We start from the raw sequence: 21,453 nt of genomic DNA, 5'->3' as shown, positions 1-21,453 counted from the left end.
TAGAAAGCGCGGAAGGCTACATGCTGGTCGCCGGCCTGGTCCTGGCCGGCCTGCTGCTGCTCGGCTTCGGCATCGGCTGGACCCTGTTCCCGGACGACATCCTCCAGTACGCCGCGATGACCGGGCTCAACCTGCTGATCGGCCCGGGGGCGGGCATGAGCTTCGGCTACGCCAGCGGCATGAGCCACCTGCAGGTGGTGCCCCTCAACATGCTGGTCGAGACCCTGCACGTTCTCGTCTTCTACCCGCTGTTCGTCCTCGGCTGGCGACACCTGCTCGACCTGCCGGCGCTGAAGTCCTTCGTCGCCCGCATGCGCGAGGCGGCCGAAATGCGCGGCGGCATGGTGCGCAAGTTCGGCATCGCCGGCCTGATCGTCTTCGTCTTCGTGCCGTTCTGGATGACCGGGCCGGTGGTCGGCTCGATCATCGGCTTCCTGATCGGCCTGCGCCCGTGGGTGAACCTCGCCATCGTACTGACGACCACCTACGTGGCCATCAGCCTGTGGGCCCTGCTGCTGAACGAACTGAACGCCTGGGCGGCGACCTTCGACCGCCTGGCGCCGTGGGCGCTGCTGCTGGCCATCGTCCTGATCGTCGCCGCCGGCCACCTGCTGCATCGGCGCCGGAGCAGCCGTGCGGCAGGCCCGGCGGGGCGAAACTGAATCGGGCGCGAGACGCGTTCAGGCCGCGCGGTCGCCGGGCGGTTCGTCCTGCGGGACGTAGCGGTCCAGCCAGATCCAGTGGAGTGCCTTGTCCTCGGTCAGCTTCGCCAGCGACTCGCCGTAGCCGAGCAGGTTGCGCAGCGGTCCCTCGGCGCGCAGCACGCACACGCTGGGATGCTCATGTTCCTCGAGGATTTTCAGCTTGCGGCCGGCGAGGTCGTTGCGCACGGCATCCAGGTGGCGGGGGGCGGTGCGAACGCGCAGGAGCATGATCGGCTCGTACACCCGGTTGCCAAGGCTCATGTAGCGAACCCTGGGCGGCAGCAGCTTCAAATCGTCGCCGTAGAGATCGCACAGCATGGCCATCGGCTGGGCCAGGGCGTCTTCGTTTTGCGCGCGCATCAGCAGCCCTTCCAGGGTGGCCTCGAAGGCGATCAGGTCGGAGGGATGCAGCACGCGCATGACCTGGCGGGCGAAGCCCATCTGGAACGGGCTCGAGGTAAGCTGCACCAGTTGCTCGATGGGAAACTCGGAATGCTCCATGCGTCCGCCTATGTGAGCGAGGCCTCGGGCTGGTAGACCAGCGCGGCGATCCGCAACTGCAGGTTGCCCCGTTCCGTCTCCACCACCACGGCGTCGCCCACCGCGCGTCCCAGCACGGCGCAGCCGATGGCGGACAGCACCGACAACCTTCCGGCGGGCGGATCGGCCTCTTCCGGGAAGACCAGCTCGATCTCCTTCGAGGTGCCCGAGAGGACATCCTCGATGCGGATGCGCGAGTCCAGGGTGACCACGTTGCCCGGCGTGTCGGACGATTCCATCAGACGCGCCATCGTCATCAGCTCGTCCAGGACATGCAACTGCCTCTGGATGCGCTGCGACTGCGATTTCAGCGCTTCTGCCATGTGGGCGAGGCGTTCGGCATCGGGCCGGGTGAGTCGGATCGCGTGCCGCATGCTCATTCCAGGGGGGCTACCGTGCGCTCGACGCGAAGCTGCCGGCTGCGTCCGTCCGGAAACGGCCAGTCGATGGCCTGGCCTTCCGCCAGTCCGAGCAGGGCGGAGCCGACCGGGGCCAGCACCGAGATCTTTCCGCTGGCCATGTCCGCCTCATCGGGGAACACCAGTTCCACTTCGCGCCGTTCGCCCGAGCTCTCGTCCAGGTAGGTCACGCGCGAGTGCATCCTGACGACATTCTCAGGCATCTGTTCCTTCGGGACGACAGTAGCCCGGCTCAGCTCCTCGGCCAGGTTCTCGCCGGCGGCCAAGGCGCGCAGGCGGACATAATCCAGGTCGGCAATCATCAGGTCTTCGGATTTCATGTCTAACATCCCGTTCCAAAAAGGAAAAGCCCCGCCGCTGGGGTGGGGCACGGGAGTAATCATACGCAGGGTGGCGGTGCCGGATAAGCCTCTTCAAACGAACATTACTGTTTCCGTGAGGGATACAATGCCGGCATGCGCGACCTGAACCTCATGGCTGTATTTGCCCATGTGGCGGAGACCGGCAGTTTCTCGGCTGCCGCCCGCCGCCTGGGCATGTCGCGCTCGGCGGTGAGCAAGGCCGTGGCCAAGTTGGAGAAGGAACTGGGCGCGCGCCTGCTCAATCGCAGCACCCGGCACCTGAGCATGACCGAGGTGGGTGCGGCCTACGTCGAGCATTGCAGCCGCATCCTCGACGAGGCCGTTCGCGCCGAGCAGGTGGTCGACCACCTGCATGCGCAGCCGCGCGGCGTGCTCAAGGTGGCGGCCTCGGTGGCGTTCGGCACGCTGCATGTCGCGCCCGCGCTGGCGGATTTTCTCGGCCGCTATCCCGAACTGGACATCGACATGACCATCACCGACCGCGCCATCGACATGGCGGAGGAGGGCTGCGACGTCGTCGTGCGCGTCGCGCGCGACCTGCCGCCCAATCTGGTCGCGCGCCGCCTGGCGCCGGTGCGCCGCAAGCTGTGCGCCACGCCGGCGTATTTCGGGAAGCATGGCGTGCCGCGCATTCCGCAGGACCTGGCGCGCCACAACTGCCTCGACTACACCCATTCCGGCGAGCAGGGGCTGTGGCGCTTTACCGGACCGGAGGGCGACATCGCCGTGCCGGTCTCCGGCCGGCTGCGCATCAACGACGACGAAGCCCTCTCGCAGGCGGTGCTGGGCGGGCTGGGCCTGGCGCTGCTGCCGACGTTCATCATCGGCAAGGACCTGCAGGCCGGGCGCCTGCGTGCCGCGCTGTCCGAATACATCCCGGTGGAACGGCACGTGTATGCGCTCTACCTGCCGACGCGGCACCTGCCGGCCAAGGTGCGTGCCTTCATCGATTTCCTGCTGGAACGCTTCGGCCCCGATCCCGACTGGGACCGGGATTAGCGTCGCGTATGAGCCGCGGATCGGTGCGGACGGCCGTTCAATGCGGCATCGGTTCCGGCGCCGCCAGGCGCAGGCCGACGTTGAGGACGGTCACGCGGTGGCCGAGCAGGACCACGCTGCCGCGGCGGCGGTTGTCTCCGGTGTCGCTGTACTCGAAGGCATAGGCCCGCTGCAGCAGGAGGCGGCCGTCCTCGTTCCGTGCCGGCTTCAGGCCGGCGATGGCGACCGTGTCGTCGAGCAACTGCAGGCCCTCCGACTGGCAGGCCGCCCGCGCGGCGGCGATGCCGATATCCCTGGCCTTGAGGCTGTCCAGCCACAGCCAGATGCCGCCGGCCACGAGCAGCAGGCCGAACAGCTCCAGCAGGGGCAGGCCGCTCATCGGTTGGAATTCTGCATCAGCCTCGCTTTGCTCTGCGCGCCCGCCTTGTTCTCGGCGCTGACGCGCCTGCCGAAGCCGTCGCGCTCGGCCGTGCTGCGCTTCGTTGCCTCGATGCTCTTGATGCAGCGCCAGCGCTTGCCGGACTTGGTTTCGATCTGCCGCATTTCCGCCCGCGGGTGGTGGACGCCGCAGTGATAGCAATAGGCTGTTTCAGACATCTATGCCCTGGTCTTTCCCGGTGTTTCGAATCAGGCTTCGTACTTGAACGACATCGACACGCGCGCACGGTAGGCGACCACCTTGCCGGACTTGTCGATCTTCATGTCGAGCTTGGTGATTTCGGCGACGCGCAGGTCGCGCAGCGTCTTGGCGGCCGCCTCGACCGCGGTACGGGCGGCGTCCTCCCACGATTTCGGGCTCGAGCCGACCACTTCGACGATTTTATAGACGGCGTCCCCGGATTTCTTCGATGATTTCTTGGCCATTTCAAGTCTCCTGACGGTTCGATATCGTGGTGGTCCGGCGCCTTGCGGACCATGCTTGATCATAGCCCTTTTGGGCGGTTTCAGGCAGGGGTTCCTTTGTTAGGATAGGCGACCCGGCGGCAGTCCGGCCCGGTGCATGAGTCACTGAGATACGCAGCCATGACCCTGAACGGCACGCCCGAGTTTCGCCCCCTGACCGGCCTTTACGAGCCGTCCGCCATCCAGCAGCTTCCCGATGGGCGTTTTCTCGTTCTCGAAGATGAGAAGGCGCATCCGTTCAGCCTGGTCACGATCGGCCCCGATGGCGCCGTCTCGGCCACGCCCCTTCGCCAGAAGCCGCCGGACCTGCCGAAGCTGAACGATCTCGAAGGCATCGCCCTCGACCGGTCGGGCCATGTCTACGCCATCACCTCGCATTCGCGCAACGGCGACGGCGACGAGAAGTCCTCCCGCGAACGGCTGGTCCGCTTCTGCATCGAAGGCGACCGTGCGCTCGCGCCCAGGGTGTCGAAGGCGCTCAAGCCCGCCCTGCTGGCGGCGCACCCCGTACTGGCCGCCGCAGCGGAGATACGCGACGTCAAGGACGCCGGCGGGCTGAACGTCGAGGCGCTCGACCTCACTCCCGACGCGCAGCGCCTGCTGATCGGCTTTCGCAGTCCCTTGCTCGGCAAGCGGGCCCTCGTCGCCTGCGTCGAGAACCCCGCGGCGATTTTCGAGTCGGGCGAGGCGCCCCGAATCTCCGCCACCCTGGAGAAGCTGGACCTCGGCGGCAACGGGATACGCGGCATGTCCTATTTCCCGGGCCTCGACGGATACCTCCTCATCGGCGGGCCGGTCGCGCGCGAGCCCGTACAATTCCATCTCTGGTTCTGGAGCGGCCGCTCCGGCACCCCGGCGCGCCGCGTCACGATTTCCGGACTGTCCGGCCTGGAAAGGGCCGAGGGCGTCTGCCCGGCGACGATCCATGGCCGCCAGCGGATCATGATCGTCAGTGACGACGGCAACCGGAAGGAGGGGCGCTTTGCCCGCTTCCTGCTGCTCGATCCCGGGCAATTGCGGATTGCGACCTAGCGTCCCATGTGCCCTGTTACCCGCGGCGGGAAGGGGGATAATGTCCGGCGTCGCCACCTTCCCGTCATCCAAAAAGGAGGACCGCCATGACACCGCTGCCCAGCCGCCTCTGCCTCGCCCTGTTTGCCGCCAGCCTCTCGACTGCCGCGCTGGCAGAAGTCCTCTCGCCCGTCGGCGCCTGGACCACCATCGACGACGAGACGAAGAAGCCGAAGTCCGTCGTCCGCATCGTGGAAAAGGACGGCGTCTATTCCGGCATGGTCGAAAAGATCTTCGACCCGGCCAAGCAGGACTCGAAGTGCGACGAATGCGCCGGCGACGACCCGCGCAAGGGCAAACCGGTGATCGGCATGACCATCCTCACCGGCCTGAAGCAGGACGGCGACAACGTCTACGCCGGCGGCACCATCCTCGACCCCGCCAACGGCAAGACCTACAACGCCAAGGTGACCGTCACCGAAGGCGGCAGGAAGCTCGAGATGCGCGGCTCCGTCCTCTTCATCGGCCGCACCCAGACCTGGGTGCGGGCGGACTAGCGTCGCAGTTTCTTTATCAGGGGAGGCCGGCATGAGCGAAGGCGTCATGAGCAACCCGGTGGTCATCCAGATTTTCCTGGAGACCCTTTACCAGTTTTTCTTCGTGTTCGGCCTCATCGGCATCGCGGTCGGCATCGGGCTGGTCTTCAGCCACGCGCGCATGCAGCAGCTTTCCAGCCGCGCGAACCAGTGGGTATCCATGCGCCGCAGCACGAAATGGCTCGCAATCCCGCGCGACAGCGCGGCGGCGGAACGGCGCTTCCGCTACCTGCTGGGGACGGTCTTCGTGCTGCTCCCGGCCTTCTCCCTGTTTGTCCTGATCGCGAAAATCGACGGCAACACGCTCGCCGCGGCCTTGCACCTGGCGGCTGCTTATCCGAATGCCGCCATGCTGCTGGAGAGCGTGCGCTGGTTCCTGATCGCGGGCAGCATGTTGGCGGTCGCCGTCGGCGTCATGCTGCTTTTCTTCCCGAAGGCCCTGCAGGCGCTCGAGGCGCGCACCAATCGCTGGTACTCCACCCGCAACATGGCGCGCGGCGGGGAAGTCGAGCATTTTGGATTTGACGCGTGGGTCGAATCGCATCCCCGCGCCATGGGCCTGGCCATCGCGCTGGGCGCCCTCTTCGTGACGGCCCATTTCGGCATGCTGCTGTTCCAGCGCGGCTGATCTGCGTCAGACCTTCTTCAGGTAGCACGCCTTCAGCATGAAGCTGCCGGCGTCCATCCTGCAGCCCACCTCGTGGTCGCCGCTGCCGGCCAGGCGGATGCTCTTCACCTTGGTGCCCATCTTCAGCGTGATCGACGAGCCCTTCACCTTCAGATCCTTGATCAGTACCACGGCATCGCCGTCGGCCAGCACGTTGCCGTTGGCGTCGCGCACCACCGCCGCCGCATCCTCATCCGCGCCCGCCGCCGCCATCGGCCACTCATGGCCGCAATCGGCACAGACATGGTTGGCGCCGTCCTGATAGACGTTTTCCATGGCGCATTGGGGGCAGGGCGGAGTGGTGGGCATGGTTGTGTCCTGATTGGGTTCGTCGGGGGGGCTGCAAGGGTAAACGGAACTAACGGCGTTCGGCAACCTGCCGGGGAAAGTCGGTCTGCGTGACGCCCCGAAGGAAGTCCCCTTGGGGGATACGGCGGCTTGCGGACACGGCGCCGCTTAATCGTCCTTGCGCCTTATCGGCCTCGCGGGTTCAGGTGCTCGCGGTTGCCTGACCGTCGGCTGTTCGGGCCTGATCGGGGGCGGCGGCCTGTGCGGGGCGGCGCGCGGCCGGGTGAGGATCACGGTCTGGCCGGTGCCGGCGCCGGCGTCGGCGGGCGGGTCCATCCCGCAGGCCTCGTACATCAGGTGCTTCATTTTCTCGATGGCCTCGGGCGAGCGCGACTCGAGTTCGTAGTTCCGCCGCGCGTCGCGGCATTCCTGGCTGGCGCCTTTCTCTGCGCGCAGGTCGGCCTGGGTGCGGCCCGTGACGGGCTGCACCTGCTGGTTTTGCTCGGCTTCCGCTATCCACTCCCAATGCTGTGCGGTGACGGCCAGCCCCTTGGCGCGCGGCAGGTCGCGGGAGGCGATCGCCGCCTTGACCGCTGCGTCCAACTGGCGCATGACCGGCGAGGAGGCGCTGTCGGTGGCGGGGTGCGCTGCGCTGCCCGGGGGCGATTCCGGCGTGCCGATGCGGGGTGACTGGCCGCAGGGAAAATCCTGGTAGGTGACCTTGCCCCTGGCATCCACGCACTTGTGGAACTGCCCCTGCGCGGAAACCGGCGCTGCGGACAGGGTCAGCAGAAACGCGAATGCGAGGCGGGCGGGATGCGGGGCCATGCGGTCCGTCGGGTGAAGGAGGTCGGCAGCAGACTACACCGGGCCCGAACGTGGAACAAGCTGGACGCTCAAGCCTTCGCGGTCTTGAGATGCGCGGCAAACCACCGCGCCGCGTGCTCCGCCGCCTGCTCCAGCGTGCCCGGCTCCTCGAAGAGGTGCGTCGCGCCCGGCACGATCTCCAGCTTCTTCTCGCAACGCAGCAGGTCATACGCCAGCCGGTTGAGGTCTATCACGACGTCGTCCCGGCCGCCGACGATGAGCAGGGTCGGTGCGTGGACCAAAGTCAGTGCCTGCGGGCCGGCGAGGTCGGGGCGGCCGCCGCGGGAAACCACGGCGGCAATGCCCGGTCGCTTGGCCGCCGCCTGCAGGGCCGCGGCGGCGCCGGTGCTGGCGCCGAAGCAGCCGAGCTGCATGGCCTTCGTTTCCGAATTGCCTTCCAGCCAGGCGAGGGCGGCGAGCAGGCGTTCGGTGAGGAGGCCGATGTCGAAGCGCGTTTCGTAGGTGCGGTCCTCCTGCGGCGTGAGCAGGTCGAAGAGCAGGGTGGCGATGCGGTGTTCGTGCAGGACGCCGGCGACGTACTGGTTGCGCGGGCTGTGGCGACTGCTGCCGCTGCCGTGGGCGAAGGCGACGACGCCGAGCGGCTTGTCCGGCAGGGACAGCGTGCCGGGGAGACTGACTTTTGCGGCCGGGATGAGGACTTCCATCAGGCGCCCATGCGCACGCGGACGGGAATGCGGCGGCGGCCGAACTGGCCTTCGTATTTGCCGAAGCGGCCGGCAACGGGCGTGCCGCAGTGCTGGCAGTGGCCTTCCTCGGTGAGGTCGTAGGCGAGGATCTGGTGCCAGTCGCGCACGATGACGCCCTTGCCGCAGCCGGGGCAGAAGGTGGTGCCGCCCTCGGCGTCGTGCACATTGCCGGTATAGACGTAGCGGATGCCCTCGTCGAGGGCGATGCGGCGCGCGCGCTGCAGCGTGGCGGCCGGCGTCGGCGGCAGGTCGTCGAGCTTGTAGTCGGGATGGAAGGCGGTGAAGTGGATGGGCACGTCGCGGCCGAGCTCCCTGACGATCCACTTCGACATGGCCTCGATCTCGGCGGCAGAGTCGTTTTTGCCGGGGATGAGGAGCGTGGTCAGCTCGAACCAGCAGTCGGTCTCCTGTTTCAGGAAAGTCAGTGTGTCCAGCACGGGTTGCAGGTGGGCGCCGGTGAGCTTGAAGTAGAAATCCTCGGTGAAGGCCTTCAGGTCGACGTTGGCGGCGTCCATTTTCGCGAAGAACTCGCGCCGCGCCTCCGTCCCGATGTAGCCGGCGGTGACGGCGACGGTCTGTACGCCGCGTTCGTGGCAGGCGTCGGCGACATCCATGGCGTACTCGGCGAAGATCACCGGGTCGTTGTAGGTGAAGGCCACGCTCCTGCTGCCGCCCTCGGCGGCGACGCGGGCGATCTCTTCCGGCGAGGCCTGGTCCATCAGGCGGTCCATGTCCTGCGACTTGGAGATGTCCCAGTTCTGGCAGAACTTGCAGGCCAGGTTGCAGCCGGCGGTGCCGAAAGAAAAGACGCTGCTGCCGGGGAAGAAGTGGTTGAGCGGCTTCTTCTCGATCGGATCGATGCAGAAGCCGGAGCTGCGCCCGTAGGTTGTGAGCACCATGCCGTCGCCTGCGCGCTGGCGCACGAAGCAGGCGCCGCGCTGGCCGTCGCGCAGTTTGCAGTCGCGCGGGCAGAGGTCGCACTGGATGCGGCCGTCGTCGATGAAATGCCACCAGCGGCCGGGATACTGCTCCATTACCGGCCTTCCTTCCACTTGGTCACCTCGTAGCGCGAGATGCTCACTTCTTCGTGCCAGAAGTTGGGCGGCAAGCCGGCCTTGCGCTTGAGCTGCTGCATGAACTGCTGCGGTTCGGGCAGGCTTTCCCACACCTGCGGCAGGAAAGTGCTGCGGTGGCGGCCGTACTGGAAGACGATGCCGTCGACGCCGGGTCGCAACTGGGCCATGAAGTCGGCCTCGTCGCGGAAGGCCAGCGGCAGGGCCGGCGTCAGCAGCGAGACTTCGACCGAGGTGAATTCGAATTCCCCGGCCGAGAGAGGCGTGAAGCGCGGGTCGCGGAAGGCGGCGGCGAGGGCGTTCTCGCGCACGTCCTGAGCGAGCGGCCGGTGCGCCTCGAGCGAGCCGATGCAGCCGCGCAGATTGCCCTGCTGGGTGAGGGTGACGAAGGTGGCACCCGGATCGTGCAGCCGCGCGTGGCTGGCGTCGGCCGCAGCCGGTTGGCCGAGCCGCTCGCCGATGGCGGCGCGGGCCAGGCGCAGGAGGATGGCGCCGAGTTCAGTGTTGGGCATGGGGCTTCTCGGTGAGGGCAAACGAGGCGTAGCCGACGACGCGGGAGCGGTCGCCGGCGGTGTCGCCGGAGTTGCGCAGGTCGAGCAGTTCGATCTGCATGCCGCGCCGCTTGGCGCAGAGCAGCAGACCGTTGATCGGCGTCGCGCCGCAGGCCTGCTCGTGCTCGACGGACGGCTCGAAGGCGAGGATGGCGCCGACCGTGCCCTTGTCGATGCCCTGCGCCGTGGCGTAGGCATGGAAATGCGAGAGGTCGGAACTGATGAGGATCAGCGTTTCCGGCCCGCCCCAGAGGAGATCGAGCACCTCGGCGACTTGGGCGGGCGTCGCCGTGCCGACGGCGAAAGGCAGCAGGGCGAAATCGTCGAGCACGCTCTGCAGGAAGGGCACCTGCACCTCCAGCGAGTGCTCCAGGTTGTGCGCCACGTCGCTGGCGGTGACTTGTGGCAGCTCGAGTGCGGTGGCGGCCCCTTCGGCATCGATGCGCACGCCGCCCAGCGGCGTGGCGAAGGCTTCGGCCACCGGGAGGGCGAGGCCGCGGATCGGCACGCGATGCGCCGGGCCGAGCAGCACGACGCGGCGGATGCTGCTGTGCGCCGGGGCGAGCAGGGCATAGGCACTGGCGGCGACCGCGCCGGAATAGGCGTAGCCGGCGTGGGGGACGATGAGCGCCTTCGGCGCCGCATGCCTTGCGGCTGGCACGGCGGCCAGGTAGGACTGTATGTCCCGGGCGAGTTCCGCCGCATCGGCCGGGTAGAACATGCCGGCGACGGCAGGCGGGCGGATGTGCAGGGAAGGGTTCATTGTCGTCACAGGTTGGGCGATTGTTGAAGGAATCAAGCCTCTCTTTTAATTATAGGAAGCCGGCTACGATGCGCTTATCGCCGTATTGCGGCGCAGCATCGAAATCTTCCCGGTTTGAGAAATATTGTTTTACTATATGAAAAACAAGTCCAACTGCCCGCCACGTATAAGAAAAACTTTGGGTAATCATATATAAGACTTTGTTGTTGCAACGCCGCGAAATTCCTATACTTCCTCAAACACGAGCGTAAGTAGCGCAACCGCGCTGTTTGCGTGTCACCCGGCCTGGCGCACCACGCCAGGCTGTCCAGTAAGCCGGATCCGATCTCCGGCTGCACCGTGAGTGGCTGCCGCCGCCGCGCCCGCAAGGCAAGGTCCGGTACCCGCCAGGTTCCAGAGTCTGTTTTTTTTGCCCGGGACGCGCTCGGTGTGTCCGCGTGGCTTCCAGACCCTGGTGTAGTCATGGTTATTTGAACCTTAAAGGTTTTGACTCGCAGCATGGGATCGATCTCGAACCTCGCTTATGCCGGCGCCTTCATGGCGCTGCTCGGCGTTGCCCTCGCGGGCGTGATCGCCTTCGCCAACCGGCGGCTCTACGTCTATGAAGACCCGCGCATCGACCAGGTCGAGGAACTCCTGCCGAAATCCAACTGCGGCGCCTGCGGCACCGCCGGCTGCCGCAACTTCGCCGAGAAGGTCGTCGCCGGCGAGATCATGCCGGCGCAGTGCACGGTGAATGCGCCGGCGCAGAACGTCGTGATCGCCGACCTGCTCGGCGTCGATGCCGGCTCGGTTGAGAAGCGCGTCGCGCGACTGGCCTGCGCCGGCGGCCGCCACGTCGCCTTCATGCGCGCGCGCTACGCGGGCCACACCTCCTGCCGCGCCGCGGCGGTGGTGAGCGGCGGCGGCAAGGACTGCGCCTGGGGCTGCCTGGGGCTGGCCGACTGCGCCGAGGTCTGCGACTTCGACGCCATCCACATGGACGCCCACGGCCTGCCGGTGGTGGACGCCGACAAGTGCACCGCCTGCAACGATTGCGTCGAAGTCTGCCCGAAAGGTCTGTTCTCGCTCGAGCCGGTCTCGCGCAAGCTGTGGGTGGCCTGCAAGAACCTCGCCGACGGCGATACCGCCGAGAAATCCTGCGAGGTGGCGTGCACCGCCTGCGGCAAGTGCGTCGTCGATTCCGCCCCCGGCGTGATGAAGCTGGAGAACAACCTGGCGGTGATCGACTACGCGCAGAACGCGCGCGCGGCGAAGCAGGCCATCGAGCGCTGCCCGACCGGCGCCATCGTCTGGTTCGACAACCCGAATTTTTCCATCAAGGGCGCGGAAGCGAAAAAGATCCTGCGCCAGAACGAATTACCACTTATCTCCGCGTGAGGTGATGCCATGCTGAAGAAGCTCAAGGAATACAAGCTGTTCGAGACCGCCCCCGGCTCCGGCAAGGAGAAGGCCAAGGTGAAATACCCGGGCGTGCGCGACGCGGTCGACGGCAACACCGCCGTCATCCATGTCGAGCGCGAGGCGTCCGACGCCGCCGGCGCCTACCCGATCACGCCGTCCACTCAGATGGGCGAATACTGGGCCGAGGCTGTCGCCCAGGGCCACCTCAACATCTCCGACCGCCCGCTGATCTTCATCGAGCCGGAATCCGAGCACGCCGCCGCCGGCGTCACTGCCGGCATGTCGATGACGGGCCTGCGCGCCACCAACTTCTCGTCGGCGCAGGGCGTCGCCTTCATGCACGAGTCGCTCTACGCCGCCGTCGGCAAGCGCCTGCCCTACGTGCTCAACATGGGCTGCCGCGCCATCACCAAGGCCAGCCTCAACGTGCACTGCGGCCACGACGACTACCATTGCGTGGACGACACCGGCTTCATCCAGGTCATGGCGAAGGACGCCCAGGGCGCCGCCGACCTCAACCTGATCGCGCGCAAGGCCGCCGAACTGTCGCTCACCCCGGCCATCGTCGGCCAGGACGGCTTCCTCACCACCCACCTGATCGAGTCGGTGCGCCTGCCCGAGCGCGAACTGGTGGCCGAATACCTCGGCAAGCCGGACGACCTCATCGACACGCCGACGCCGGCCCAGGCCATGCTCTACGGCCCGAAGCGCCGCCGCGTGCCGGCGATCTGGGACGTGGACACCCCGCTGCTCTCCGGCTCGGTGCAGAACCAGGACGCCTACATGCAGGCGGTGGCCGGCCAGCGGCCGTATTTCTTCGACCACATCGAGCAGATCACCGACCGCTGCATGACAGAGTACGCCGAGCTGACCGGCCGCCAGTACAAGCGCGTGTCGACCTACCGCTGCGAGGACGCCGAGTACCTGATCCTCGGCATGGGCAGCATGATCGTCCAGGCCGAGGCCGTCGCCGACTGGTTGCGCGAAAACCGCAAGCTGAAGGTCGGCGTGGTCGACCTGACCCTGTTCCGTCCCTTCCCGGGCGACCTGCTCGGCGCCATCCTCAAGGGCAAGAAGGGCGTGGCGGTGCTGGAGCGCACCGACCAGCCGCTGGCCGAGGACCTGCCGCTGATGCGCGAGGTGCGCGCCACGGTCACCAAGTGCCTGGAGAACGGCGCCGCAGACGGAAAACTTCCCTACGAGGGCTACGCCGCCTACGCCTCGGCGAAGGACATGCCGCGCCTCTACTCGGGCTGCTACGGCCTGGGTTCGCGCGACATGCAGCCGGAGGCGCTGATCGGCGCCGTCGAGAACATGCTGCCGAACGCGCCGCAGAAGAAGTTTTTCTATCTTTCCGTGGACTTCGTGCGCGACACGCCGGCCAACCCGAAGGACGAGATCCACAACCAGAACATCCTCGAGGCCTACCCGCGCATCCGCGAGATGGCGGTGCGCGGCAGCGAGAACCCGAACCTGCTGCCGAAGGACTCGATCACGGTGCGCATGCACTCGGTCGGCGGCTGGGGCGCCATCACCACCGGCAAGAACCTGGCGATGACGCTGTACGAGCTGCTCGGCTGGGACATCAAGGCCAACCCGAAGTACGGCTCGGAGAAGAAGGGCCAGCCGACCACCTATTACCTGTCGGCGGCGCCGGAGCCGATCCGCGTGAACTGCGAGTACGTGTACGTCGACGTCGTGCTCTCGCCCGACCCCAACGTGCATGAGCACTCCAACCCGGTGGCGGGCCTGAAGAAGGGCGGCGTCTTCATCGTGCAGAGCAACCGCTCCGCCGAGGATCTCTGGGCGAGCTTCCCGCTGTGGATGCAGAAGCAGATCGTCGACAACGACATCCGCGTCTTCTACCTCGACGCCTTCCAGATCGCCCGCGAGGAGGCCGGCTCGGCCGACCTCCAACTGCGCATGCAGGGCATCGCCTTCCAGGGCGCTTTCTTCGCCGCCTCGCCGGTGATGAAGAACGCCGGCCTGACCGAGGAGAAGCTGTTCAAGGCCATCGAGGACCAGCTGCAGGCGAAGTTCGGCGGCAAGGGCAAGCGCGTGGTGGATGACAACCTGCGCGTGGTGCGCCGCGGCTTCAGCGAGCTGAAGGAAATCACCGAAAAGTCAGTCGGCGCGACACGGCGCAACCTGCGCGACAAGGCCGCCGGCCTGCCGGTGATGCTCAAGCAACTGCCCGAAGGCGACGGCCGTGTCGCCGACATCCACCGATTCTGGGAGCAGACCGGCAGCTTCTACGCCTCCGGCAAGGGCTCGGACAACCTGGTCGATCCCTTCATCGGCGCCTCGCTGGTGCCGGCGGCAACCGGCGTCTTCCGCGACATGACGCAGATCCGCTTCGAGTACCCGGAATGGATCGCCGAGAACTGCACGGCCTGCGGCAACTGCTACACGGAGTGCCCGGATTCCGCCATCCCCGGCCTGGTCAGCACGGTGGCCGACGTCTTCAACACGGCGGTGACGCGCGTCGAGCGCGGCGGCCGGCCGACGCGCTATCTCCGCCGCGCCGTGCGCACGCTGGAGAAGAAGCTGCGCGGCATGATCGACGGCGACGGCGTATCGGTGCGTCCGCTCATCGACGACGCCATCAACGCCACCGTCGCCGAGGCGCCGGAGGCCGAGCGCCAGGGCCTCGCCGAGGAGTTCCGCCTGTTCCGCGAGTCGCTCGGCGACTTCCAGTTCGGCACCACCAAGCCCTACTGGACGCAGAAGGAGAAAAAGGGCAAGGGCAGCGGCGGCCTGTTCTCGATCACCATCAACCCGTACACCTGCAAGGCCTGCGCGCTGTGCGTGAAGGTCTGCGAGGACGACGCCCTGCGCATGGTGACGCAGACCGAGGAATCCACCGAGCGCCTGCGCCGCGACTGGAACTTCTGGCTCGACCTGCCGACGACGCCGAAGGAGTACGGCCGTATCGACAGCCTCGACGAGAAGATCGGCGCGCTGGAGACGCTGCTGCTCGACAAGCAGAACTACGGCTCGATGCCCTGCGGCGACGGCGCCTGCCTCGGCTGCGGCGAGAAGACCGCCATCCACCTGTTCACCGGCACCGTGACCGCGCTGATGCAGCCGCGCGTGGAGAAGCACGTCGCCCACCTCGAGGACCTGGTCGGGCGCCTGGAGAAGCACATCCGCATGAAGCTGACCGAGTCGGTGGACCTCTCCGACACCGGCGCCGTGCTGCAGGCGGTGAACGCCACCAAGGACCAGGACCTGACCCTGGCCAGCCTGGCGGCGAAGATCATGGAGAACAAGCCGTCGCGTCCGCTCGACCCGGCCTGGGTGAAGTGGGCGACCCAGCTGATTGAGAAGCTGAAGGACCTGAAGTGGCGCTACGCCGAGGGCCCGGCCAAGCGCGGCCGCGCCGCGATGGGCATCGTGAACTCCACCGGCTGCACCTCGGTGTGGGGCTCGACCTATCCTTTCCATCCGTATCCCTTCCCCTGGACCAGCCACCTGTTCCAGGACAGTCCGTCGGTGGCGATGGGCATCTTCGAGGGCCACATGGCGAAGATGGCGGAGGGCTTCAAGGCGGTGCGCATGGCCGAGCTCGAGCTCGCCGGCGAGTACAGCGCCGAGAAGCACGAGGACTTCTTCCGCCGCTTCAATTGGCAGCAGTTCTCCGAGGAAGAATGGCTGCTCTGCCCGCCGGTGGTCTCGCTCGGCGGCGACGGCGCCATGTACGACATCGGCTTCCAGAACCTGTCGCGCGCCCTGATGTCGGGCATGCCGATCAAGGTGCTGGTGGTCGACACCCAGGTGTATTCGAACACCGGCGGACAGGCCTGCACCTCGGGCTTCATCAGCCAGATCTCCGACATGGCGCCGTTCGGCGCCGCCCAGCGCGGCAAGCAGGAGACGCGCAAGGAGATCAGCCTGATCGGCATGGCGCACCGCACGTCCTACGTGATGTCGGGCACCATCGCCCACACCAACCACCTGATCGAGAGCTACATCGACGGCCTCAACTCGCGCCGGCCGGCGCTGTTCAACATCTACGCGGTGTGCCCGCCGGAGCACGGCATCGGCGACGACAAGAGCGTGGACCAGAGCAAGCTGGCGGTGGAGGGACGCGCCTATCCGCTGTTCCGCTTCAATCCGGATGCCGGCACCACCTTCTCGGAGTGCGTCAGCCTCGAGGGCAACCCGGCGCTCGAGCAGGACTGGCCTACCTACACGCTGAAGTACGTCGACGAGCAGGGCGCCGAGCAGAAGATGGAGCTGCCGATGACCTTCGCCGACTTCGCCGCGACGGAAGGCCGCTTCGGCAAGCAGTTCAAGAAGGCGCCGCCGGAGACCTGGAACGACGACATGGTGGCCATCGCCGACTTCCTCCAGCTCGGCAAGGACGAGCGCGAGGGCAAATTCCCCTTCATCTGGGCGACCGACCAGAAGAACCGCCTGACCCGCCTGCTGATCACCGAGGACCTGGTGCGCGCCACCGAGGAACGCCTGAACTTCTGGAAGCAGCTGAAGGACGTCGCCGGCCTCAATCGGGCCGAGGTGGACACCGAGATGCTGGCCGACCAGGTGCGCGCCGAGTTGCTGGCGAAGATCACCGCCAGCCTGGGCGTCGGCGGCATGGACATGCCGGCAGCGAACGCGCCGCTGCCGCTGGCAGCCCAGCCCGCCGCCCCGGCGGCGGACGGCTACGAGCCGGTGTGGGTCGAGTCGCCTGAGTGCACCGCCTGCGACGAGTGCACCAGCATCGCGCCGAAGGTGTTCGTCTACAACGACCAGAAGCAGGCCATCGTGGTGAACCCGAAGGGCGCCAGGTTCGCCGATATCGTCAAGGCGGCGGAGAAGTGCACCGCCGGCTGCCTGCATCCCGGCACGCCCTGGAACATGAGCGAGCCGGGCATCGAGAAGCTGATGGCGAGGGCGGCGAAGTACAACTAAGCCCGACATGAAGCTGCTCTCCTACTTCCGCGGCGAGGCTTTCCAGCGCGGCGTGCATCCGCCCGGCTGCAAGCACACCGCCGACACGCCGATCCGCCGGCTGCCCTTCGCGCCGCGGCTGGTGGTGCCGCTGTCGCAGCACATCGGCAAGCCGTCGCGGCCGATCGTGCGCGTCGGCGAGGAAGTGCTGCGCGGCCAGCCCATCGCGGAAGCCGAAGGCTGGCTGTCGGTGCCGCAGCACGCGCCGGCCACCGGCGTGGTCGAGGCCATCGAACTGCGGCCGAGCGCGCGCGGGCCGTGGACCGAGTGCATCGTCATCCGCGTCTACGAGGCGTCCACCCAGGAAGTGCTGTGGGGCACGCCGCAGGACCTGGACGCCTTCCCGCCGCAGGAGATCGTGCTCGCCGTGCAGCGCACCGGCATGGTCGGGCTGGGCGGTGCCGCCTTCCCCAGCCACGCCAAGCTGACGGTGCCGGAGGGCGCCAAGGTGGAGACGCTGGTGGTGAACGGCTGCGAATGCGAGCCGTACCTCACCTGCGACCACCGCCTGATGGTCGAACAGGCGAACGACCTGATGATCGGCATCCGCCACGCCATGCGCGCCACCGGCGCGCGCCGCGCCATCATCGGCGTCGAGGACAACAAGCCGGAAGCGGCCGAAGCGATGCGGCGAGCGCTGCCGCCGGGCAGCGAGATCTTCGTCGAGGAAGTGCCGACCAAGTACCCGCAGGGCTCGGAGAAGATGCTCATCACGGCGCTGTTCGGCGTCGAGGTGCCCTCCGGCAAGCTGCCGCTGTCGCTCGGCATGGTGGTGAACAACGTCGGCACGCTGGCGGCGCTGGGCAGGCTGCTGCCGGCCGGGCAGGGGCTGATCGAGCGCGTCGTCACCGTCACCGGACCCGGCGTGGCGCGGCCGGGCGACTACCGCGTGCCGCTCGGCACGCCGATCTCCTTCGTGCTCGACTACGCCGGCGCGCCCGCGCAGGCGAGACAAGTGATCCTCGGCGGGCCGATGATGGGCCAGTCGGTGGCCTCCCTCGACGTGCCGGTGACCAAGGGTGTTTCCGGCGTGCTGGTGTTCCGCGGCGAGGACATGGCGGGCCGGGAAGGGCGGCGCAGCTATCCCTGCATCAAGTGCGGCGAGTGCGTCGAGTCCTGCCCGATGGGGCTCAACCCTTCCATGCTGGGCATGCTCGCCGCGCGACGCGAATACGACGCGATGGGCGAGCAGTACCACCTCGGCGACTGCTTCGAGTGCGGCTGCTGTACCTATACCTGTCCGTCCAACATTCCGCTGGTGCAGCAGTTCCGCGTCGCCAAGCAGATCCTGCGGGAGAAGGCGGCAGCGTGACTGTTCAGACCGAAATCCGCAGCGCCCCGCACATCAAGGGGCCGCGCAGCGTCGAGCAGATCATGGCGAACGTGGTGTATTCGCTGCTGCCGATCTGCGCCTTCTTCGTCTACCAGTACGGCATCTCGGCGGCGGCCTCGATCCTGGTCGTCACGGCGTCCTGCCTGCTGGCCGAGCGGGCCTTCGTGCGCACCGGCACCCAGGCCGGCAGCCTGTCGGATTTCTCCGCCACCATCACCGGGTTGCTGCTGGCGCTGACTTTGCCGCCCGGCTTCCCGCTGTGGATGGGCGTCGTCGCCGGCGTTTCCGCCATCGCGCTGGGCAAGGCACTCTTCGGCGGCATCGGCTTCAACGTCTTCAACCCGGCGCTGGTCGGCCGCGCCTTCGTGCAGGCAGCCTTTCCGGCGGCGATCGCCACCTACACGCCTTCGTTCCTGCCCGGGCGCTTCACGCAATTCATCCCGTCCTCGCTGGCTTGGCCGCTGATGGCGCCGGCCGATACCGCGGCCTGGCTGAAGGCCATGCAGTTCGATGCGCTGGCCAGCGCGACGCCGCTCGCCAAGTGGAAGTTCGAAGGCACCCTGACCGCCGCCGGCGACCTGCTGACCTCGCTCGCCGGCCACATGGCGGTGGGGCCGTCGCCGGTGCTGATCCTCGCCTGCGGCGCCTATCTCGCCCTGCGCCGTTTCATGGACTGGCGCATTCCGGCCGCCGTGCTCGGCAGCGCCGGCCTGACCGCCTGGCTGATTTATCTCGCTGGCGGCACGAAGTACCCCGATCCTTTCTTCATGCTGTTCTCCGGCGGCCTCATCCTCGGCGCGGTCTACATGGCCACTGACATGGCCACTTCGCCGGTGACGCCGCGCGGCATGTGGGTGTACGGCGGCCTGATCGGCGTGCTGACCGTGGTGATCCGCTACTACAGCGGCCTGCCGGAAGGCGTCATGTACGCCATCCTGATCGGCAACGCGGCGACGCCGCTGATCGAGCGCATCACCCAGCCGACGCCGTTCGGCAAGGGCGCCTCGATCCGGGCGCGCAAGTCGGCGTCCTACACGCTGCATCCCGACTACATCTCGCGCGAGGAGGCCGGCGCGAAAACGCCGAAGAAGCGCTTCTTCAAGAACAAGCCCAAATGAGCGCACCCGCAACCCCGCCCCAGGCCACGCCGGCGACCTCGCTGCTGAAGACGCTCGGCCTCGTGTCGACCGTCTGCGGCCTGATCATCGTCGGCGCCTACCAGGGCACCTACGATGCCGCCGCGGCGAACCGCCGCCTGGCATTGGAGCGGACGGTGTTCAAGGTCGTGCCGGCGGCGAAGTCGATGGTCGAATGGCAGTCGACGCCCCAGGGCATCCGCCCGGCCGGCGGCGAGGCTGTGGCCGGCGCGGTGAAGTTCTATGCTGCCTACGATGCAGAAGGCGTACTGGCCGGCATCGCCGCCGAAGGGGCGGCCAAGGGCTACGCCGACACGGTGCGCATCCTCTACGGCTACTCGCCCGCCTGCCAGTGCATCACCGGCTTCGGCCTGGTGTCGTCCAAGGAGACGCCGGGCATCGGCGACAAGATCGTCACCGACCAGGAGTTCCTCGCCAACTTCGCGGCGCTCGACGTCAAGCTCAACGCCGAGCTGTCGGCGCTGGCCAACGAGGTGAAGGCCGTCAAGCACGGCACGAAGACGAACCCCTGGCAGATCGACGCCATCGCCGGCGCCACGGTGACCTCGCGTGCCGTCGGCAAGGCCATCAACGACAGCGCGCAACTGCTGCTGCCGAAGCTGCTGCCCGAGATGGAAAAACTCCGGAAAAACGAATCATGAGCGATCTCTCCCAGGCGCGGACCTTCGACGAATTCATGGAGGGCATCTGGCGCCAGAACCCGGTGTTCGTCATGGTGCTGGGCATGTGCCCGGTGCTGGCAGTCTCGGTCTCGGCCATCAACGCGCTGTCGATGGGCCTGGCGACGATGTTCGTGCTGGTGTGCTCCTGCGGCCTGGTGTCGCTCATCCGCAAAATCGTGCCGAAGGAGGTGCGCATCGCCACCTACATCGTCATCATCGCCACCTTCGTCACGGTGGTCGACTACGTCATCCAGGCGGTCAGCCTCGAGATCTACGAGGCGCTCGGCGCCTTCATCCAGCTGATCGTCGTGAACTGCATCATCCTTGGCCGTGCCGAGGCGCACGCCTCGAAGCACCCGCCGGTTACGGCGATGGTCAACGCGCTGGGCATGAGCATCGGCTTCGTCATCGGCCTGTTCGCCCTCGGCGCCGTGCGCGAGGTGCTCGGCGCCGGCACGCTGTTCGGCGTATCGCTGTTCGGGCCAAACTTCCAGCCCTGGGTGGTGATGGTGCTGCCGCCCGGAGGCTTCATCGTGCTGGGAGGCTGGCTGTTGCTGTTTTCGGCGCTGAAGCGCCGCAAGGAAGCGCGTCTGGCGGCGCAGGGGGGCGGCCATGGCGACTGAATCGCTCGGCCAGATCTTCCTTGCCGCGGTGCTGGCCAACAACTTCGTGCTGGCGATGTTCCTCGGCCTGTGCCCCTTCCTCGGCGTCTCGGCGCGGCTCGACACGGCTTTCCCGATGGGCGTGGCGACGACCTTCGTCATGCTGGTGGCCTCGCTCTGCGCCTTCGGCTTGAACCTGCTGCTGACGATGTTCCAGCTGGAATTCCTGCGCCTGATCTCCTACATCGTGGTGATCGCCTCGGCGGTGCAACTGGTGGAAATGTTCCTCAAGAAGACCAGCCCGGCGCTGTTCCGCGCACTCGGCATCTACCTGCCGCTGATCACCACCAACTGCGCGGTGCTCGGCGTGGCGCTGTTCCAGACGGCGCGCGAGTACAGCTTCGCCCAGGCCATGGTGTTCAGCTTCGGCGGCGGCGCCGGCTTCACCCTGGCGCTGGTGCTGATGGCCAGCGTGCGCGAGCGCCTGCAGCTCTCCAGCGTGCCCGGCGTCGTGCAGGGCACGGCGCTCTCGCTGATGCTGGCGGGGCTGCTGTCGATGGCCTTCATGGGCTTTGCCGGGCTAGGCGGCTAATGACGACCTACCTGCTCACCATCGGGCTGATCTTCGCCCTCCTGGCGGGCGGCATTGCCGTGCAGAATCTCTACCGGCGCTTCGCTAAACGCCATCCCGAGCTGGGCCCGTTCCGAGAGGAAAAGGCTTGCGGCAGCTGCTCTGCCGGCAGCGGCTGCAGCGGTTCCTCCTGTTCCACGATTTCCCGTTAATCCGGCCTGGTTCCGTCGTCGCGCGACGACACTCGCCGCCGTTCGATTTGGCGTCTAGAATAGTTCCGTCAGAGGGGGTGGCATGCTGCTTGGAAGGGTACTGCGG

General features: G+C 67.2%; 25 protein-coding genes. 13 read left to right on the top strand and 12 right to left on the bottom strand.

Going from position 1 to position 21,453, the window contains the following annotated elements:
• Positions 1-20 precede the first annotated feature (20 nt).
• A complete protein-coding gene (locus ROZ00_05940) occupies positions 21-662 on the top strand; it encodes a small multi-drug export protein (protein ID MDT3735744.1) in 642 nt (213 codons plus the stop codon).
• Positions 663-680: 18 nt separating this feature from the next.
• Here the strand turns inward: ROZ00_05940 and ROZ00_05935 are convergent, their stop codons facing one another.
• The 3 genes from ROZ00_05935 to rnk are packed head-to-tail and all read right to left on the bottom strand — an operon-like array spanning position 681 to position 1,983.
• Positions 681-1,205 (bottom strand): hypothetical protein, encoded by a 525-nt coding sequence (locus ROZ00_05935; GenBank protein MDT3735743.1) that lies wholly within the window; start codon positions 1,203-1,205, stop codon positions 681-683.
• A gap of 8 nt (positions 1,206-1,213) precedes the next feature.
• The gene (locus tag ROZ00_05930) at positions 1,214-1,618 is read right to left on the bottom strand and encodes a GreA/GreB family elongation factor (GenBank protein ID MDT3735742.1); all 405 of its coding nucleotides are present in this window, start codon (positions 1,616-1,618) and stop codon (positions 1,214-1,216) included.
• A gap of 2 nt (positions 1,619-1,620) precedes the next feature.
• Positions 1,621-1,983: a nucleoside diphosphate kinase regulator gene (rnk, locus tag ROZ00_05925; protein MDT3735741.1), complete on the bottom strand. Its 363-nt coding sequence runs from the start codon at positions 1,981-1,983 to the stop codon at positions 1,621-1,623.
• Positions 1,984-2,118: 135 nt separating this feature from the next.
• On the opposite strand from rnk, the gene ROZ00_05920 reads away from it, so the two are divergent.
• The gene (locus ROZ00_05920; GenBank protein ID MDT3735740.1) at positions 2,119-3,024 is read left to right on the top strand and encodes a LysR family transcriptional regulator; all 906 of its coding nucleotides are present in this window, start codon (positions 2,119-2,121) and stop codon (positions 3,022-3,024) included.
• Positions 3,025-3,061: 37 nt separating this feature from the next.
• On the opposite strand, the gene ROZ00_05915 is transcribed toward ROZ00_05920, so the two are convergent.
• From ROZ00_05915 to ROZ00_05905, 3 genes are all read right to left on the bottom strand, one after another.
• Entirely contained in the window at positions 3,062-3,403 is a 342-nt protein-coding gene (locus tag ROZ00_05915) for a DUF3301 domain-containing protein (protein ID MDT3735739.1), read from the bottom strand.
• Positions 3,400-3,567 carry a hypothetical protein gene (locus ROZ00_05910; GenBank protein MDT3735738.1) on the bottom strand — a complete coding sequence of 56 codons (168 nt, stop codon included), beginning with the start codon at positions 3,565-3,567 and terminating at the stop codon, positions 3,400-3,402. Before ROZ00_05910 ends, ROZ00_05915 begins: the two co-directional genes overlap by 4 nt.
• A gap of 84 nt (positions 3,568-3,651) precedes the next feature.
• A complete protein-coding gene (locus tag ROZ00_05905; protein ID MDT3735737.1) occupies positions 3,652-3,888 on the bottom strand; it encodes a dodecin family protein in 237 nt (78 codons plus the stop codon).
• A 132-nt stretch (positions 3,889-4,020) separates the two neighbouring features.
• Between ROZ00_05905 and ROZ00_05900 the strand changes: the two genes are divergently transcribed.
• From ROZ00_05900 to ROZ00_05890, 3 genes are all read left to right on the top strand, one after another.
• Positions 4,021-4,959, top strand: coding sequence for a hypothetical protein (locus ROZ00_05900; protein MDT3735736.1), 939 nt, complete (start codon positions 4,021-4,023; stop codon positions 4,957-4,959).
• Positions 4,960-5,045: 86 nt separating this feature from the next.
• Complete coding sequence (locus ROZ00_05895; protein MDT3735735.1) at positions 5,046-5,495, top strand: DUF2147 domain-containing protein; 450 nt, start codon at positions 5,046-5,048, stop codon at positions 5,493-5,495.
• Between the two features lie 31 nt (positions 5,496-5,526).
• Positions 5,527-6,162 carry a hypothetical protein gene (locus tag ROZ00_05890; protein ID MDT3735734.1) on the top strand — a complete coding sequence of 212 codons (636 nt, stop codon included), beginning with the start codon at positions 5,527-5,529 and terminating at the stop codon, positions 6,160-6,162.
• 6 nt (positions 6,163-6,168) lie between these two features.
• Here ROZ00_05890 and ROZ00_05885 read toward each other — a convergent pair whose 3' ends face one another.
• The 6 genes from ROZ00_05885 to amrB all read right to left on the bottom strand — a co-directional run bounded on the left by ROZ00_05885 (position 6,169) and on the right by amrB (position 10,450).
• Complete coding sequence (locus tag ROZ00_05885; GenBank protein MDT3735733.1) at positions 6,169-6,510, bottom strand: zinc ribbon domain-containing protein YjdM; 342 nt, start codon at positions 6,508-6,510, stop codon at positions 6,169-6,171.
• Positions 6,511-6,657: 147 nt separating this feature from the next.
• Positions 6,658-7,317 carry a DUF4124 domain-containing protein gene (locus ROZ00_05880; GenBank protein MDT3735732.1) on the bottom strand — a complete coding sequence of 220 codons (660 nt, stop codon included), beginning with the start codon at positions 7,315-7,317 and terminating at the stop codon, positions 6,658-6,660.
• Between the two features lie 68 nt (positions 7,318-7,385).
• Positions 7,386-8,021, bottom strand: a complete 636-nt coding sequence (locus ROZ00_05875; protein ID MDT3735731.1) for an alpha/beta family hydrolase — start codon at positions 8,019-8,021, stop codon at positions 7,386-7,388.
• Positions 8,021-9,097 (bottom strand): AmmeMemoRadiSam system radical SAM enzyme, encoded by a 1,077-nt coding sequence (gene amrS, locus ROZ00_05870; GenBank protein MDT3735730.1) that lies wholly within the window; start codon positions 9,095-9,097, stop codon positions 8,021-8,023. The genes ROZ00_05875 and amrS overlap by 1 nt, the downstream gene beginning before the upstream one ends.
• Positions 9,097-9,648, bottom strand: coding sequence for an AmmeMemoRadiSam system protein A (gene amrA / locus ROZ00_05865; GenBank protein ID MDT3735729.1), 552 nt, complete (start codon positions 9,646-9,648; stop codon positions 9,097-9,099). The genes amrS and amrA overlap by 1 nt, the downstream gene beginning before the upstream one ends.
• Positions 9,635-10,450, bottom strand: a complete 816-nt coding sequence (gene amrB, locus ROZ00_05860; GenBank protein MDT3735728.1) for an AmmeMemoRadiSam system protein B — start codon at positions 10,448-10,450, stop codon at positions 9,635-9,637. Before amrB ends, amrA begins: the two co-directional genes overlap by 14 nt.
• 498 nt (positions 10,451-10,948) lie before the next feature.
• On the opposite strand from amrB, the gene ROZ00_05855 reads away from it, so the two are divergent.
• The 8 genes from ROZ00_05855 to ROZ00_05820 are packed head-to-tail and all read left to right on the top strand — an operon-like array spanning position 10,949 to position 21,347.
• Entirely contained in the window at positions 10,949-11,830 is an 882-nt protein-coding gene (locus ROZ00_05855) for an RnfABCDGE type electron transport complex subunit B (protein ID MDT3735727.1), read from the top strand.
• Positions 11,831-11,839: 9 nt separating this feature from the next.
• A complete protein-coding gene (locus tag ROZ00_05850; protein ID MDT3735726.1) occupies positions 11,840-16,771 on the top strand; it encodes a 2-oxoacid:acceptor oxidoreductase family protein in 4,932 nt (1,643 codons plus the stop codon).
• A gap of 7 nt (positions 16,772-16,778) precedes the next feature.
• A complete protein-coding gene (gene rsxC, locus ROZ00_05845; protein ID MDT3735725.1) occupies positions 16,779-18,122 on the top strand; it encodes an electron transport complex subunit RsxC in 1,344 nt (447 codons plus the stop codon).
• Positions 18,119-19,261 (top strand): RnfABCDGE type electron transport complex subunit D, encoded by a 1,143-nt coding sequence (locus ROZ00_05840; GenBank protein ID MDT3735724.1) that lies wholly within the window; start codon positions 18,119-18,121, stop codon positions 19,259-19,261. Before rsxC ends, ROZ00_05840 begins: the two co-directional genes overlap by 4 nt.
• Complete coding sequence (locus ROZ00_05835; GenBank protein ID MDT3735723.1) at positions 19,258-19,941, top strand: FMN-binding protein; 684 nt, start codon at positions 19,258-19,260, stop codon at positions 19,939-19,941. The genes ROZ00_05840 and ROZ00_05835 overlap by 4 nt, the downstream gene beginning before the upstream one ends.
• Positions 19,938-20,585: an electron transport complex subunit E gene (locus tag ROZ00_05830; protein ID MDT3735722.1), complete on the top strand. Its 648-nt coding sequence runs from the start codon at positions 19,938-19,940 to the stop codon at positions 20,583-20,585. The genes ROZ00_05835 and ROZ00_05830 overlap by 4 nt, the downstream gene beginning before the upstream one ends.
• Positions 20,575-21,156, top strand: a complete 582-nt coding sequence (locus tag ROZ00_05825; protein MDT3735721.1) for an RnfABCDGE type electron transport complex subunit A — start codon at positions 20,575-20,577, stop codon at positions 21,154-21,156. Before ROZ00_05830 ends, ROZ00_05825 begins: the two co-directional genes overlap by 11 nt.
• Positions 21,156-21,347 carry a chemotaxis protein gene (locus tag ROZ00_05820; protein ID MDT3735720.1) on the top strand — a complete coding sequence of 64 codons (192 nt, stop codon included), beginning with the start codon at positions 21,156-21,158 and terminating at the stop codon, positions 21,345-21,347. Before ROZ00_05825 ends, ROZ00_05820 begins: the two co-directional genes overlap by 1 nt.
• Positions 21,348-21,453: the final 106 nt, after the last annotated feature.

It is taken from the genome of Denitratisoma sp. (assembly GCA_032027165.1).
Classification (GTDB): domain Bacteria; phylum Pseudomonadota; class Gammaproteobacteria; order Burkholderiales; family Rhodocyclaceae; genus Desulfobacillus.
The sequence above is the reverse complement of the archived record's forward strand: the minus strand, read 5'-3'. Positions and strand labels throughout refer to the sequence as shown.

Excerpts from the sequence above, each read along its gene's own strand:
- ROZ00_05940 (MDT3735744.1), top strand. The coding sequence starts at position 21 with ATGCTGGTCGCCGGCCTGGTCCTGGCCGGCCTGCTGCTGCTCGGCTTC.
- ROZ00_05935 (MDT3735743.1), bottom strand. The coding sequence starts at position 1,205 with ATGGAGCATTCCGAGTTTCCCATCGAGCAACTGGTGCAGCTTACCTCG.
- ROZ00_05930 (MDT3735742.1), bottom strand. The coding sequence starts at position 1,618 with ATGCGGCACGCGATCCGACTCACCCGGCCCGATGCCGAACGCCTCGCC.
- rnk (MDT3735741.1), bottom strand. The coding sequence starts at position 1,983 with ATGAAATCCGAAGACCTGATGATTGCCGACCTGGATTATGTCCGCCTG.
- ROZ00_05920 (MDT3735740.1), top strand. The coding sequence starts at position 2,119 with ATGCGCGACCTGAACCTCATGGCTGTATTTGCCCATGTGGCGGAGACC.
- ROZ00_05915 (MDT3735739.1), bottom strand. The coding sequence starts at position 3,403 with ATGAGCGGCCTGCCCCTGCTGGAGCTGTTCGGCCTGCTGCTCGTGGCC.
- ROZ00_05910 (MDT3735738.1), bottom strand. The coding sequence starts at position 3,567 with ATGCGGCAGATCGAAACCAAGTCCGGCAAGCGCTGGCGCTGCATCAAG.
- ROZ00_05905 (MDT3735737.1), bottom strand. The coding sequence starts at position 3,888 with ATGGCCAAGAAATCATCGAAGAAATCCGGGGACGCCGTCTATAAAATC.
- ROZ00_05895 (MDT3735735.1), top strand. The coding sequence starts at position 5,046 with ATGACACCGCTGCCCAGCCGCCTCTGCCTCGCCCTGTTTGCCGCCAGC.
- ROZ00_05890 (MDT3735734.1), top strand. The coding sequence starts at position 5,527 with ATGAGCGAAGGCGTCATGAGCAACCCGGTGGTCATCCAGATTTTCCTG.
- ROZ00_05885 (MDT3735733.1), bottom strand. The coding sequence starts at position 6,510 with ATGCCCACCACTCCGCCCTGCCCCCAATGCGCCATGGAAAACGTCTAT.
- ROZ00_05880 (MDT3735732.1), bottom strand. The coding sequence starts at position 7,317 with ATGGCCCCGCATCCCGCCCGCCTCGCATTCGCGTTTCTGCTGACCCTG.
- ROZ00_05875 (MDT3735731.1), bottom strand. The coding sequence starts at position 8,021 with ATGGAAGTCCTCATCCCGGCCGCAAAAGTCAGTCTCCCCGGCACGCTG.
- amrS (MDT3735730.1), bottom strand. The coding sequence starts at position 9,097 with ATGGAGCAGTATCCCGGCCGCTGGTGGCATTTCATCGACGACGGCCGC.
- amrA (MDT3735729.1), bottom strand. The coding sequence starts at position 9,648 with ATGCCCAACACTGAACTCGGCGCCATCCTCCTGCGCCTGGCCCGCGCC.
- amrB (MDT3735728.1), bottom strand. The coding sequence starts at position 10,450 with ATGAACCCTTCCCTGCACATCCGCCCGCCTGCCGTCGCCGGCATGTTC.
- ROZ00_05855 (MDT3735727.1), top strand. The coding sequence starts at position 10,949 with ATGGGATCGATCTCGAACCTCGCTTATGCCGGCGCCTTCATGGCGCTG.
- ROZ00_05850 (MDT3735726.1), top strand. The coding sequence starts at position 11,840 with ATGCTGAAGAAGCTCAAGGAATACAAGCTGTTCGAGACCGCCCCCGGC.
- rsxC (MDT3735725.1), top strand. The coding sequence starts at position 16,779 with ATGAAGCTGCTCTCCTACTTCCGCGGCGAGGCTTTCCAGCGCGGCGTG.
- ROZ00_05835 (MDT3735723.1), top strand. The coding sequence starts at position 19,258 with ATGAGCGCACCCGCAACCCCGCCCCAGGCCACGCCGGCGACCTCGCTG.
- ROZ00_05830 (MDT3735722.1), top strand. The coding sequence starts at position 19,938 with ATGAGCGATCTCTCCCAGGCGCGGACCTTCGACGAATTCATGGAGGGC.
- ROZ00_05825 (MDT3735721.1), top strand. The coding sequence starts at position 20,575 with ATGGCGACTGAATCGCTCGGCCAGATCTTCCTTGCCGCGGTGCTGGCC.
- ROZ00_05820 (MDT3735720.1), top strand. The coding sequence starts at position 21,156 with ATGACGACCTACCTGCTCACCATCGGGCTGATCTTCGCCCTCCTGGCG.